The organism is Enterococcus sp. AZ011 (genome assembly GCF_050548355.1).
Lineage (GTDB): Bacteria > Bacillota > Bacilli > Lactobacillales > Enterococcaceae > Enterococcus > Enterococcus faecalis.
On the sequence record NZ_CP172959.1, the window covers coordinates 2,335,001 to 2,348,334 of the forward strand.

Sequence of the window (13,334 nt, forward strand, 5' to 3'; positions counted from 1 at the left end):
CTCTGCGTCTACCTCTAATCAGCTATGTATTCACTGAAAAGTAATATCCTATAAAAGATATTGGGTTCCCCCATTCGGAAATCTCTGGATCATAGCTTACTTACAGCTCCCCAAAGCATATCGGTGTTAGTCCCGTCCTTCATCGGCTCCTAGTGCCAAGGCATCCACCGTGCGCCCTTATTCACTTAACCTTATCAACCTTACGGTTGGGTCTTGATCACTTCTTCTAGCGATAGAAGGTTAATCAATAAATAAGCAATTGAACTTATTAAAAAACTCATTCAACGCGGTGTTCTCGGTTTGTTTTGATTCTTTTTACTTCAATATCCAGTTTTCAATGAACGAATCTGATAGCAAAAGCTATCAATGGAGCCTAGCGGGATCGAACCGCTGACCTCCTGCGTGCAAAGCAGGCGCTCTCCCAGCTGAGCTAAGGCCCCGAACTTATTTGATTGAGAGTAGACCTCTCAAAACTGAACAAAGTAAAGACGAAATGTGTATTTCCGTAATATTCCTTAGAAAGGAGGTGATCCAGCCGCACCTTCCGATACGGCTACCTTGTTACGACTTCACCCCAATCATCTATCCCACCTTAGGCGGCTGGCTCCAAAAAGGTTACCTCACCGACTTCGGGTGTTACAAACTCTCGTGGTGTGACGGGCGGTGTGTACAAGGCCCGGGAACGTATTCACCGCGGCGTGCTGATCCGCGATTACTAGCGATTCCGGCTTCATGCAGGCGAGTTGCAGCCTGCAATCCGAACTGAGAGAAGCTTTAAGAGATTTGCATGACCTCGCGGTCTAGCGACTCGTTGTACTTCCCATTGTAGCACGTGTGTAGCCCAGGTCATAAGGGGCATGATGATTTGACGTCATCCCCACCTTCCTCCGGTTTGTCACCGGCAGTCTCGCTAGAGTGCCCAACTAAATGATGGCAACTAACAATAAGGGTTGCGCTCGTTGCGGGACTTAACCCAACATCTCACGACACGAGCTGACGACAACCATGCACCACCTGTCACTTTGTCCCCGAAGGGAAAGCTCTATCTCTAGAGTGGTCAAAGGATGTCAAGACCTGGTAAGGTTCTTCGCGTTGCTTCGAATTAAACCACATGCTCCACCGCTTGTGCGGGCCCCCGTCAATTCCTTTGAGTTTCAACCTTGCGGTCGTACTCCCCAGGCGGAGTGCTTAATGCGTTTGCTGCAGCACTGAAGGGCGGAAACCCTCCAACACTTAGCACTCATCGTTTACGGCGTGGACTACCAGGGTATCTAATCCTGTTTGCTCCCCACGCTTTCGAGCCTCAGCGTCAGTTACAGACCAGAGAGCCGCCTTCGCCACTGGTGTTCCTCCATATATCTACGCATTTCACCGCTACACATGGAATTCCACTCTCCTCTTCTGCACTCAAGTCTCCCAGTTTCCAATGACCCTCCCCGGTTGAGCCGGGGGCTTTCACATCAGACTTAAGAAACCGCCTGCGCTCGCTTTACGCCCAATAAATCCGGACAACGCTTGCCACCTACGTATTACCGCGGCTGCTGGCACGTAGTTAGCCGTGGCTTTCTGGTTAGATACCGTCAGGGGACGTTCAGTTACTAACGTCCTTGTTCTTCTCTAACAACAGAGTTTTACGATCCGAAAACCTTCTTCACTCACGCGGCGTTGCTCGGTCAGACTTTCGTCCATTGCCGAAGATTCCCTACTGCTGCCTCCCGTAGGAGTCTGGGCCGTGTCTCAGTCCCAGTGTGGCCGATCACCCTCTCAGGTCGGCTATGCATCGTGGCCTTGGTGAGCCGTTACCTCACCAACTAGCTAATGCACCGCGGGTCCATCCATCAGCGACACCCGAAAGCGCCTTTCACTCTTATGCCATGCGGCATAAACTGTTATGCGGTATTAGCACCTGTTTCCAAGTGTTATCCCCCTCTGATGGGTAGGTTACCCACGTGTTACTCACCCGTCCGCCACTCCTCTTTCCAATTGAGTGCAAGCACTCGGGAGGAAAGAAGCGTTCGACTTGCATGTATTAGGCACGCCGCCAGCGTTCGTCCTGAGCCAGGATCAAACTCTCATAATAAAAGTTAGAACAATCTTGCGATTGTTAAGCTCAATTTGTTTGCTAGCATATTGCTTGCTTGTTAAAAATGTTTGTTGTCTTGAATTGAATCAAGACGCCCTACACATTTGGTTCGTCTATTCTTTGTTCAGTTTTCAAAGGTCTACGTTACCTCGCAGCAACTTTTATATCATAACAAACTTTCGTTTGAATGTCAAGAACTTTTTTAAAAAGTTTTTTAAGTTGTTTTGCTCGGTTGTTGTTGTCTGTTGTGACAACTTCTATATCTTATCATCTCGTTCGTTATTTGTCAACAACTTTTTTGTTGTTTTTTCAAACTTTTTTCGAGAGATTTGAAATCAAGAATTGTTATTTAATTATTGATTTCTGAATCGCTCAGCTGTGTGACTCGCCTTGCGACATGTAATAATATATCAAGATTTTGATGTTTGGTCAACACTTTTTTTCAAAAAAATTAAAAGAAGTTTTCAATCTGTTTTCATTCTTTTCAATTATTTCGTTTTTAAACTTTTTAAATCCTAATTGTCTATCAAAATAGTTTAATCCCTTACTAAAAATCGAACAATTTGAATCATATATTTGAAATAGTTCGATTAACTTTTTTACGTACAACATAAAAAAAGAAAGAATCTGTTCGATTATCGACAGATTCTTTCTTTTTTGTTTAAAACATTGGGACACCTTCAATATGATATTTTGACCAAATCGTTTTTAATTCTGCAGGTGCTACCCATGTATAGTCTTTATCCATTTCATTTTTAAGTGCTTGTTCATCCATCTCGAAGACAAACAGCGGAACATTTTCTTTATTGATATGCGCGTTAGTTAATTCTACTAAGCTAATTGAAGTAACGTCCAATTGAACCTCTTCTTTGAACCATTGTAGCATACTAGCTAAACCCGTCATCTCATCAGAAACTTTTGCCATCGCAAACTCAATCGCTTCACCTATTGGATGCATCAAAAATTTTTTACTACCATCGTTTAAGTTCAGTATGATTGTTCCAGCGACTTTTTTGTTAGACACGACATCCACCTCAATTAATTTTTAGATTCACTAACAAAAGAAATTGTAACACACTTTCTGAAAAAATACAGAATTATTTTTCAAGCAACTTATCCATTGCTTCATCAATCCATTCTGGAAGTTCTTTGTCTAAGGTTGCAAAGCCAATTTTTTTATTCTTATCCGTAAAATATTTTTTGCGTCGATGGTTCACTGAATGAACTTTGTCTTCAAGGGTTCGTAAAGATAAGCTAATCTTTTGAGAATATTCATCAACATCAATAACTTGAACGGTTACTTTTTGTCCAACGGTTAAGAGTCCATGGATATTTTTAGTAAAGCCAGCTTGTACTTCCGAAACATGAATCAGTCCTTGTGTTTCTTCGTCTAAAGAAACAAATGCGCCATATGGTTGAAGTCCGGTAATTGTGCCAGAAAGTACCATACCAATTTTGTACTTCATCAAATTTCCTCTTTTCATACGATAAATTTCTTTTTCCGTTTCTACTCATTTAAAATAATAGCATTTTTTCAACGTTTGTGCATTATTTCTTCCCTAGTTGTTAAAACTATTGTTTCATCTTTTAAGCAAAATCTACTATACTATAGGAAGTAAGACTTTATATAGAAGAAAAGGAGTTATCTTATGTTTAATTTTAATGAAAACATTGATCGTCGCCACACGAATTGTGTTAAATGGGACACCGTTGAAACGAGTTACCACGAAAAAGATTTACTACCTTTATGGGTTGCTGATATGGATTTCAAAGTACATCAGCCTATTCTTGATGCCTTGTCACAAGTTATTGAACAGGGCATTCTAGGATATGCGGTTGCACCTAATGAACTGTATCAAGCAATTCAAGATTGGCAACGTCAACACCATCAATTGATTGTTGAAAAAGAAGAAATTTTGTTTAATAGTGGCGTGGTACCCAGTTTGGCCACAGCCGTTCAAGCGTATACAGCACCTGCTGATTCTGTCATGATTTGTGATCCAGTCTACCCCCCTTTTGCAGATGTGGTAAAACAAAATGAGCGTAGACTCGTGCGACATTCCTTACTAGAAGTTAACGGACATTATGAAGTTGATTTGGTTAAAATGGAACAACAGATAATCGAAGAAAAGGTGAAACTGTTACTTTTTTGTAATCCCCATAATCCTGGTGGACGTGTTTGGACAAAAGAAGAATTGCTAGCAATTGGCCGTTTATGCCAAAAACACCAAGTAACTGTGGTTAGCGATGAAATTCATCAGGATTTGATTTTCAAACCGCATACCTTCACTTCCTTCACTGTCGCTGATGAAGCGTTTAAGGAATTCACTGTTACCTTAACAGCGGCAACCAAAACCTTTAATTTAGCGGGGATTAAAAATTCAATGCTGTTCATTCCTAATGAAAAACTACGGCAATCTTTCGTATCTTTACAAGACAAAAATCATCAAGGCGGCATCAATACTTTTGGCTACGTGGGAACGGCAGCTGCCTATCAAACAGGGGAGGAATGGCTAACGGCATTACTTGATTATTTAAAAGAAAATATTGATTTTGCCCTTTCTTTTTTCCGTGAAGAGCTGCCTAGCGTTCGTGTAATGGAGCCTGAAGGAACCTATCTTTTATGGTTAGACTTTAGTTCTTATTCACTAACGGATCGAGAACTTCGCGATACCTTAATTCATAAGGGGAAAGTGGTTCTAAATCCAGGAATTAGTTTTGGTCCCCAAGGTTCTCAACACATGCGTTTAAACTTAGCTTGTTCAAAAGAAACTCTCGAAGAAGGCCTTTTACGTATCAAAAAAGCCTTTAATTAAAAACAGCTGTCCTAGTTTTTAGGACAGCTGTCTTTAATTCTTTCTTTTGCGTTTAGCTAAATAAACTCTGACGAACCAGATACCTGAAAATAGAAGTAAAATTTCTCCAATTATGATTGTATAAAATCCTGGTTCATGAACGATTCCTTGCTGATCTACATACGTAAAAAACGTTCCTATAAATGGGAGTATTACTGCAAACAAAGCCAAGGCCATTGGATATCTGTATTTTTCTAACAAATTTGCTTCCTCTCCTTCTATTCTTTAACTCAGTATCCTATAAAGACTTCATTAAAAGAAGCGATTTGGATGCTTTTAAAAAAAAGTTAGTCGTTTTAAGAAAAAAATAAAGAGTACCAACGAATTTGTCCCTCGTTGGTACTCTCTTTTTCAATTGGTTAAACTTATTCACCAATGATTTCAACTGTGTCCATCACGACGTCAAATGTTGGACGGTCTTGGGCATCCCGTTGGACTCCACCAATTTCATCCACTACATCCATACCATCAACAACATGACCAAAAACAGTATGACGGAAGTCTAACCAAGGTGTTCCGCCTTGTTTGTAAGCTTCAATAATTTCTTCTGGAAAACCAGCATCTTCTAACTGACTCATCATTTGAGCTGGAACATTTTGATTAGTAACAACAAAGAATTGGCTGCCATTTGTGTTAGGACCAGCATTTGCCATTGACAATGCGCCACGCAAATTGAAAACATCCCGAGAAAATTCATCCTCAAATGCTTCTCCATAAATACTTTCGCCGCCCATTCCTGTTCCGGTTGGGTCACCGCCTTGAATCATAAAATCAGGAATCACACGATGGAAAATAACGCCATCATAGTAGCCCTTTTTCGCTAATTCAACAAAATTTTTAACCGTTTTAGGCGCTTGTTCTGGGAATAATTGAACAGTGATGTCGCCTCGGTTTGTTTTAATGACCGCTTTTGGGCCTTTAGCATTTTCTAAATCTAATTGTGGAAATTGTGACATGAGAATGTCCTCCTAGATAATTATTTTATAGTTCCATCATATCGAAAAATGCTGAAAATTGCTATGATCTTTTTCCAATGATTAAAGAATGCTTTGATTCGTTAGCCAAACTTGCTTTTTTCGAAAAGCCGTGCTATTTTGTGAAGTGTTCGCAAAACGATCAATAGTTGTCTCAACCCTAAATGAATTAGGAGGAATTTTCAAATGTCTGATGAAAAAGATATTTATGATTTAACGATTATCGGCGGCGGTCCTGTTGGATTATTTGCCGCTTTTTATGCGGGAATTCGTAAAGCGAAAACGAAAATCATTGATAGCCTGCCACAATTAGGTGGTCAGCTAACAATGCTGTATCCCGAAAAATATATTTATGATATTCCTGGATTTCCTGCTATTAAAGCCGGTGAGTTAATTGCCAATTTGGAAAAACAGATGCAGCCATTTCAGCACGATGTTTGCTTGGAAGAAGAGGTCACACACCTTGCACAGGAAGCAGATGGACTTCTGCGCTTAGAAACAACTAAAGGCACACATTATTCTAAAACGGTTATCTTTGCGATTGGTAACGGCGCTTTCCAACCTCGACGTTTAGCTATCGAAAATGTTGAAGCCTTTGAAGGTGAGTCAATCCATTATTATGTGACTGACATGAAAAAATTCGCTGGCAAAAAAGTTGCGATTGCTGGTGGCGGCGATTCTGCAATTGACTGGGCTTTAATGCTAGAAAACGTTGCAGAAGAAGTATCTATTATCCATCGTCGCCCACAATTTCGCGGCCACGAACATAGCGTGGAACAACTGGAAAAATCTAGCGTTTCTATCAGAACTCCTTATATCATTAGTGATATTTTAAAGGAAAACGAAACGTTCACAGGCATCCAATTAACGGAGACAAAAGGTGCCCAAACATTGGATCTTCCTCTGGATGATTTAATTATCAATTATGGCTTCACCTCTTCTTTAACACACCTCAAAGAATGGGGATTAGACGTTTCTAGAAATGCTATTAATGTTCATTCCGATATGTCAACTAACATTCCTGGTGTATACGCTGTAGGGGATATTTGTTCCTATGAGGGAAAAGTGAAATTAATCGCTACAGGCTTTGGTGAGGCACCTACTGCCGTAAATAATGCTTTACATTACTTACGGCCCGATGCTCGACGTCAACCAGTTCATAGTACAAGTTTATTTGAAAACGGTGTACCTAAATAAGGTTAGCACTGGACTTTAGCAGTTTTTAAGCCAAGGACAAAAATCTAAAACGGATTTTTGTCCTTGGCTTTCTGCTTTACTGAAAAGCCTTTCTTTTTCTCTTTTAAATTTATTTTTGATACAATAAAAAGTGCTAGGAGGAAGAAAGATGAACCAACCAATTATTTATTTAAATGAAGTATTCAACGAAGAACAACTGGAACAAGTCAAAGCTGTGGCACCCAATTATCTAGTTAAAACATCTACCGATCATTTATCATCTGCTGAAGAAGAGGCAATCGAAATTATGTTAGGCTGGCATAAAGAAATTGGTCCGCGTTTATTAGCCTCTGATACTAGTCACCTAAAATGGATTCAGCTCATTTCTGCTGGTGCTGATTATATGGATTTTGATAAATTAAGAGAAAAAGGCATTCTGTTGTCTAATGGTAGCGGAATCCATAGTGTTTCTATCTCAGAACATGTTTTAGGCGTTTTATTAGCACATACCCGCGGACTGCAAGAAAGTATCCAACAACAAATGCAACACACATGGAATCAAACAGCCCCTTCCTATCAACAACTTTCTGGGCAAAAAATGTTAATCGTAGGCACCGGGCAAATCGGACAACAATTAGCTAAATTTGCTAAAGGTTTAAATCTTCAAGTTTATGGCGTGAATACCTCTGGACATGTGACGGAAGGCTTCATTGAATGCTATTCACAGAAGAATATGAGTAAAATTATCCATGAAATGTCCATTGTTGTGAACATTCTTCCTTTGACTGAAACAACAAAACATTTATACAATCAGGCACTTTTTGAAAAAATGGCTCCTGAAACAATTTTCGTAAATGTTGGTCGAGGCGCCTCAGTAGCAACGAACGATTTGATAACTGCCTTAAACAATAAAACCATTGCTTTTGCTGCCTTGGATGTCTTTGAAGAAGAACCTCTTCCCGAAGATAGCCCTTTATGGGAGATGCAGAATGTTTTATTAACACCTCATATTTCTGGCATGACACCGAAGTTCAAATCAAAATTACTGGCGATTTTTATTCCAAACTTAAATCAATTTGTGACGGATCAGACCCTCGTCAAAAACCAAGTTTCCTTAAAAAAAGGCTATTAACTCAAAAAAGGCCTTCAACCATCTTTCAAGTAATTGCATGGTTGAAGGCTTTTTTTGCTATTTTTTACCAGATAACCTTGAAGTTATCATTTGTCGACGCTTGAATGATTGGATGTTTTTTTAAATATTCTGCAATCAGTTCCGTCATATCAATTTGAATTTCTCGAATAATTTTTTCAGGTTGGAACATTTGATAGTTTCCGCCACCGACTGCTCGGTATTGATTTGTCACGATTTCCAAAACATCTTCTGCTTGCACTGCTTTGCCATGATAATTAAGTTTCGTCACTCTTTCACCAAACGGTTGTCTTAAATCAAGCGTATACTCAATGCCTTCATACATATCATAATTATAGTATTGTGGTTTTGGATCGACATATTTCGGGTTGAAAATTGGTTGGCCTTTTTCTAACACAAAATAAGTAGCGCTTTGTTCTAACGCTTCACGGAGGTCTTGTCCAGTGACACGCAATACAGCCAAAGTATTTGGATAAATGTAGTTGGTAATGATATCGCGCATCGTAATTTGGTTATTAAACCCTTTGCCTTCATTGTTAAAAAGTGCAGTCCCTGAAATATCCGTTCCGCTTGAAGCCATTTGGACGTTATTAATAAATTCTATATATGGATGTTCTTTGAGGCGTACGGCATTCGGATTTTGAATCGTCATATCCCCTTCCACATTTCCCACTGGTTGATCAAGCCACTCTTCTACCTCGTCATGTAACGCTGTTGTCAAAGCTAAAACTTCTGCATCTGGTTGTTCGTTTCCAACAGGATGAATAGCTGCGTCACTTCCAATAACGCGATAGCCTTTAGCCATAGGTTCAATTTCTAAAGTAATTTCTCCAACAAAAGCTCCTCGAAAACCTGGTTGAATCACAGGTATTCCATTCAGTTTTGTAGCAATTTCTCGATGTTGGTGACCAGTGACTAAGGCATCAATCCCAGGAACTTTTTCCAATAAATCGTAGCCTTCATTTTCTCCTGTTAGTAATTCCGTGGGTTCCCCTGTTTCTAAATCTTTTTCAAAACCGCCATGGTAAGCGACAACAACTAGATCCGCTTCTTCCCGCAGTTTTGGCACGTATTCTGCCGCTGTTTCAACGACACTTTTAAACGTTAAATCTTTGACTGTTGCCGGCTGTTCCCAATGAGGAATATATTGAGTCGTCACGCCAAGGATGGCTACTTTAATCCCTTGTTTTTCTATGATGACATACGGCTGACCGAAATAAGGTTGTCCATCTTTACCAAGAATATTGGCAGCTAAAACTGGCTGTTGATAACTGGCAATCGTTTCCTTTAAATAATCTAAACCGTAATTAAATTCATGGTTGCCTAAAATGCTAACATCATAATTCATTTGATTAATGATTTTAGTGATGGCTTCCACTGAATGTGTTTCTGCTTTTCTTACGTAGTAACTAAGCGGCGAACCTTGAATAAAATCCCCATTTTCAATTTGAAAAACTGGTCCTTTGGCAGACGCCCGTAACTTTTTCAGCATGGTTGCTGCTTTTGCGGTTCCAAAAGGCAAATCCATCTTTTTTTCACTATAACTTGTCGGCATAATATACCCATGCATATCACTTGTTGCTAAAATTTTTATTTGCATTTTGTTTCTCTCCTTCTTCCGCCCAAAAGAACAGGAAGGTTAGAACACGAGCCATAACGACTCAGATCCCAACCTCCCACGTCTGTTTATTTATTGATTATTGGTTCCATGCTTGTTCAAATTGTGATGTTGCATCTTTCAATAATTTTTTCGTGTCTTTATTTGATGAAGCAAAAATACTTTCCATAATTGTCCGCATTTCATTATAGGCTGAATCAGCATTTTCTTCTACTGGGATAGCGAATAAATCTTTTACTGCGTTTTCAAGTTGTGCAGGTACTTTGGTTGTCTTAGAATTTTTGTACTCATCACTGTGTAAAACAGATTCTAAAATTGGCATATAACCTGTTTGTTGTGCCCAGTACAATTGTGAATCAGGAGTAGCTAAGAATTTCATGAATTCAAATGCCGCTGTCCGTTGTTCTGGCGTAGCACTATCGAACATATAAATATCTGTTCCTTGTTGTAAGTTGATTTTTTCAGGACGTGGTGCAACACCGTATTCATAGCCACCAGCTTCAGCATCTTTTTGAACAAAACCAGCACCAGCAATACTACCGACAAACATTGCTACCTTTTTGTTTGCAAATGGGCCAGATAAATATTTATCTGAACCAGCTGTGCGGAAGTAACCTGCTTCGATACCATCACGGTAATAGTCCACGACTTCTTGTGAATCTTTGCTTGTTAAATCTAAGTCTTTATTAAAATCAACGCCTTTGTTTTTCATTCCAATTGCGTAATAGTTATTTAACGAGTCAAAACCAGCACCAACGACTTCTTTGTTGGATTTTTCGTAAATTGTTTTAGAAGCTTCTTTTAATTCCTCTAATGTTTTCGGTACTTCAACACCATATTCTTTCAACAAATCAGCATTATAGAATAACATTTCTGTCGATTTATTAAATGGAATGCCGTATTGTTTGCCGTCGATTTTGGCGCCGTCTAACAATACTTCACGAATTGGCTCTGCATCTTTCCAGCCGATTGTGTCATCATCCATATATGGTTTTAAGTCCACTAACATTTCATCTTGTGCAGCATTCCATAACCAGCCTGGGTACGCTTGCGTAATTGTTGGTAAATCTTTTGGTGAAGTTAAAGTCGAATTGATTTTGGCTTGTAAATCAGGGTAAGCAGATTGATTTTGTAATTCCACTTTAATTTTTGGATTTTCTTTCATGAAGTCTTTCGTTAATTTTGTTAACGCTTCTTCTTGAACCCCATTCATTGCATGCCAGAAAGTGATTGTCGTATCTTCCTTCACTTCTTTCACAATATCGTTTGATTCTTTGGCCCCATTACCGTTACCACAAGCCCCCAATGCGAAAATAGCTGCGGTTGCTAACACTGTTGTTGCTAGAGTTTTGAACTTCATTTTTTTCTCTCCCTTAAAAAAATTTATAAAACAATTTGCTCGCCACGTTCTGGCAATATTCTTTCACCATACGGGTTTTCCAGTTTTTCTGGTTTTAACGTATGGATTGGAACCAATACTTGAGGTTCAATCAATGCAATAATTTTATCCAGATCTTCTGGAATTGCATGTCCTGAACAAGCTAAACGGACAAAAGTAATGTCTTTTTTAGCCAACAAATCTAAAAACACGCGATACTGTGGATCAAAGTCCCCTAACGGTTGCGCATCACTGTGAATGTATAAACTACCTTCTTGGAGGTTGTCAAACTGGTTCACAACTTGCCACAAATAGTCTGTTTTGTCCTTTAGTAACGTGTCATACGGGATTTCTAACGCTGGATTCAATTCTGGTATTTTACCAGATTCAGCATAATAATAACGAACTTCTATTCCAAATACTTCAAGTAACAACGCAGCCATATTTGCTTCTAAAACGACTGTACGTGGTGACTTTTCAATAATCTTAGCAAAACGTTCTACGTTTGCTGGATAACCATTAAAGGTAATTTGTCGATTCGGGTTTTCTAGTTCTAAACGAACCAAGTGCTGAACAAGATCTTCTTCACTGACAACCGCTATTTGGGCTGGATCTGGTTCACGTTCTGGGAAGCTAATGCTTACGCCTTCCATCATTAATAATTCAGTATGTTTGGCTTTTTCACAAAAAGCTAAAGTCTCTTCACGATTATGGCCATGTAAGCGCAAATCACCTGTGTATGTGATAAAATGGTCAGGCGTGCGAATCAGTAATGCCGAAGCACCGTACGCATCATGATCAACAGGTACGATTTCCACTGAAATTTCGCCAACTTTAATCACATCGTTTTTATTAAGACCAATCATTTCTCGGGTAAAATTCTTTTCTTCAAACGGTGATGGAATCAAAAAATCACCTTTGCGATTTAAACTATTTAGAATCATTTTCGTTTCTTTTAGTGTGTACAACGGAACAGCTGGGTCTAAATAGTTAATCATGCGTGAATGATCTAAATGGGCATGAGATAAGAAAACAGCGGTGTGTTGATACTCTTTGTCTTCTGCACCATGATATTCATAACCTAAACGTGGATCATATAAGTCTTTTAATTCTGGCACTAAACGATTATTAATTAAGGTTTCAATGTGATCATCGGGCAAATCTAATTCTGGTCGAAATTCTGTACCAAAATCAAAGAAGATGTGGGCATCTTTATACGCCACTTCAATCACGGTTCCTCCAATTGTTAAAATGCCACTGTGAAAAGTCACAGTTGTTTTAGCCTTTGATTCCATTTTTTGCAACTCCTCTGATAATTTCTTTTCTGAAAATCAAGTAAATAATTAAAATTGGAATAACGGTTAATGTTGCAGCAGCCATTTGTAAATGTACGTCACTACCGCTCTCTGTCGCAAAGGCCGATAGTCCATTATTCAATAGACGGTATTTTTTCTCGTTCGTCACCAACAATGGCCACAAGAAAGAATTCCAACTAGAAATGAATGTTAAAATCCCTACTGTTACCAACGCTGGTTTTGACATTGGTACTAAAATACGCCAAATATATTCTAAATCACTAGCGCCATCAATCTTGGCAGCCTTGTAAAAAGTATCAGGAATACCTTTTAAATAACCGTTTAAATAGTAAATATAAAAAATACTAGTTAAAAATGGAATAATTAAGGCGCTGTAAGTATTTAACAAACCTAATTGCGCAATCGTTTGATAATTGGTAAAAATAATAGATTCATACGGAACCATTAATAACGAAATCATCAAAGCAATGACTACATTTTTAAAACGGAACTTCAAACTCGTTAACGCGAATGAAGCTAAAACGGCGGTGACTACCGTAGCAATCGTTGTAACGCCTGAAACAAAGACTGTGTTCAAGAAATACCGAAGAAAGGGTGCTTTTTGAAAGACCTCTGTGTAGTTTTGCCATTGTGGTTGTTTTGGAAACATAGTTGGCGGCATGCTGGTCGCTTCAGAGTAACTCATTAAACCAGCTAAAATCATATAGACAAATGGAAATAACGTAATAACGGCTAAAATGCCTAAGAAAACAAATGCGATAATCGTTAAAACTTTTTTCATTGG

General features: G+C 39.0%; 12 protein-coding genes, 1 tRNA gene and 2 rRNA genes (1 of these 15 cut by a window edge). 3 read left to right on the forward strand and 12 right to left on the reverse strand.

The genetic code is table 11. The annotated features are described in order from the left end of the window. The 6 genes from IGL36_RS11245 to IGL36_RS11270 form a co-directional block, all read right to left on the reverse strand. A 23S ribosomal RNA gene (locus tag IGL36_RS11245) occupies positions 1-191 on the reverse strand; it reaches 2,722 nt to the left of the window's first position. Positions 192-367: 176 nt separating this feature from the next. After that, positions 368-440 (reverse strand) — tRNA-Ala (locus tag IGL36_RS11250). A gap of 79 nt (positions 441-519) precedes the next feature. After that, positions 520-2,080: ribosomal RNA gene (locus IGL36_RS11255) — 16S ribosomal RNA — on the reverse strand. The 16S and 23S rRNA genes sit together here with 1 tRNA gene alongside, the layout of an rRNA operon. Before the next feature lie 432 nt (positions 2,081-2,512). After that, on the reverse strand, positions 2,513-2,761 hold the full coding sequence (locus IGL36_RS11260; protein ID WP_002397654.1) for a hypothetical protein: 249 nt from the start codon (positions 2,759-2,761) through the stop codon (positions 2,513-2,515). Then, positions 2,745-3,116, reverse strand: coding sequence for a hypothetical protein (locus IGL36_RS11265; protein WP_002385270.1), 372 nt, complete (start codon positions 3,114-3,116; stop codon positions 2,745-2,747). Before IGL36_RS11265 ends, IGL36_RS11260 begins: the two co-directional genes overlap by 17 nt. A 64-nt stretch (positions 3,117-3,180) precedes the next feature. Further along, complete coding sequence (locus IGL36_RS11270) at positions 3,181-3,549, reverse strand: CvfD/Ygs/GSP13 family RNA-binding post-transcriptional regulator (protein WP_002365178.1); 369 nt, start codon at positions 3,547-3,549, stop codon at positions 3,181-3,183. 183 nt (positions 3,550-3,732) lie between these two features. On the opposite strand from IGL36_RS11270, the gene IGL36_RS11275 reads away from it, so the two are divergent. Further along, positions 3,733-4,899: a MalY/PatB family protein gene (locus IGL36_RS11275; protein WP_002397653.1), complete on the forward strand. Its 1,167-nt coding sequence runs from the start codon at positions 3,733-3,735 to the stop codon at positions 4,897-4,899. 33 nt (positions 4,900-4,932) lie between these two features. Here IGL36_RS11275 and IGL36_RS11280 read toward each other — a convergent pair whose 3' ends face one another. Then, positions 4,933-5,139 carry a DUF3955 domain-containing protein gene (locus IGL36_RS11280; protein WP_002355151.1) on the reverse strand — a complete coding sequence of 69 codons (207 nt, stop codon included), beginning with the start codon at positions 5,137-5,139 and terminating at the stop codon, positions 4,933-4,935. Positions 5,140-5,303: 164 nt separating this feature from the next. Beyond that, positions 5,304-5,894 carry a peptidylprolyl isomerase gene (locus IGL36_RS11285; RefSeq protein ID WP_002355150.1) on the reverse strand — a complete coding sequence of 197 codons (591 nt, stop codon included), beginning with the start codon at positions 5,892-5,894 and terminating at the stop codon, positions 5,304-5,306. Between the two features lie 204 nt (positions 5,895-6,098). On the opposite strand from IGL36_RS11285, the gene IGL36_RS11290 reads away from it, so the two are divergent. Both IGL36_RS11290 and IGL36_RS11295 read left to right on the forward strand, forming a co-directional pair. Next, positions 6,099-7,109: an NAD(P)/FAD-dependent oxidoreductase gene (locus tag IGL36_RS11290; protein ID WP_002397651.1), complete on the forward strand. Its 1,011-nt coding sequence runs from the start codon at positions 6,099-6,101 to the stop codon at positions 7,107-7,109. Between the two features lie 148 nt (positions 7,110-7,257). Next, on the forward strand, positions 7,258-8,220 hold the full coding sequence (locus tag IGL36_RS11295) for a phosphoglycerate dehydrogenase (protein ID WP_002355148.1): 963 nt from the start codon (positions 7,258-7,260) through the stop codon (positions 8,218-8,220). A gap of 64 nt (positions 8,221-8,284) precedes the next feature. On the opposite strand, the gene IGL36_RS11300 is transcribed toward IGL36_RS11295, so the two are convergent. The 4 genes from IGL36_RS11300 to IGL36_RS11315 all read right to left on the reverse strand — a co-directional run bounded on the left by IGL36_RS11300 (position 8,285) and on the right by IGL36_RS11315 (position 13,331). Continuing rightward, the gene (locus IGL36_RS11300) at positions 8,285-9,838 is read right to left on the reverse strand and encodes a bifunctional metallophosphatase/5'-nucleotidase (RefSeq protein WP_002397650.1); all 1,554 of its coding nucleotides are present in this window, start codon (positions 9,836-9,838) and stop codon (positions 8,285-8,287) included. A gap of 97 nt (positions 9,839-9,935) precedes the next feature. Then, a complete protein-coding gene (locus IGL36_RS11305; protein ID WP_002359172.1) occupies positions 9,936-11,216 on the reverse strand; it encodes an extracellular solute-binding protein in 1,281 nt (426 codons plus the stop codon). A 23-nt stretch (positions 11,217-11,239) separates the two neighbouring features. Then, on the reverse strand, positions 11,240-12,529 hold the full coding sequence (locus tag IGL36_RS11310; RefSeq protein WP_002359171.1) for an MBL fold metallo-hydrolase: 1,290 nt from the start codon (positions 12,527-12,529) through the stop codon (positions 11,240-11,242). Beyond that, entirely contained in the window at positions 12,513-13,331 is an 819-nt protein-coding gene (locus IGL36_RS11315) for a carbohydrate ABC transporter permease (protein WP_002355144.1), read from the reverse strand. The genes IGL36_RS11310 and IGL36_RS11315 overlap by 17 nt, the downstream gene beginning before the upstream one ends. Positions 13,332-13,334 lie beyond the last annotated feature (3 nt).

Excerpts from the sequence above, each read along its gene's own strand:
- IGL36_RS11270 (WP_002365178.1), bottom strand. The coding sequence starts at position 3,549 with ATGAAGTACAAAATTGGTATGGTACTTTCTGGCACAATTACCGGACTT.
- IGL36_RS11275 (WP_002397653.1), top strand. The coding sequence starts at position 3,733 with ATGTTTAATTTTAATGAAAACATTGATCGTCGCCACACGAATTGTGTT.
- IGL36_RS11285 (WP_002355150.1), bottom strand. The coding sequence starts at position 5,894 with ATGTCACAATTTCCACAATTAGATTTAGAAAATGCTAAAGGCCCAAAA.
- IGL36_RS11290 (WP_002397651.1), top strand. The coding sequence starts at position 6,099 with ATGTCTGATGAAAAAGATATTTATGATTTAACGATTATCGGCGGCGGT.
- IGL36_RS11295 (WP_002355148.1), top strand. The coding sequence starts at position 7,258 with ATGAACCAACCAATTATTTATTTAAATGAAGTATTCAACGAAGAACAA.
- IGL36_RS11300 (WP_002397650.1), bottom strand. The coding sequence starts at position 9,838 with ATGCAAATAAAAATTTTAGCAACAAGTGATATGCATGGGTATATTATG.
- IGL36_RS11305 (WP_002359172.1), bottom strand. The coding sequence starts at position 11,216 with ATGAAGTTCAAAACTCTAGCAACAACAGTGTTAGCAACCGCAGCTATT.
- IGL36_RS11310 (WP_002359171.1), bottom strand. The coding sequence starts at position 12,529 with ATGGAATCAAAGGCTAAAACAACTGTGACTTTTCACAGTGGCATTTTA.
- IGL36_RS11315 (WP_002355144.1), bottom strand. The coding sequence starts at position 13,331 with ATGAAAAAAGTTTTAACGATTATCGCATTTGTTTTCTTAGGCATTTTA.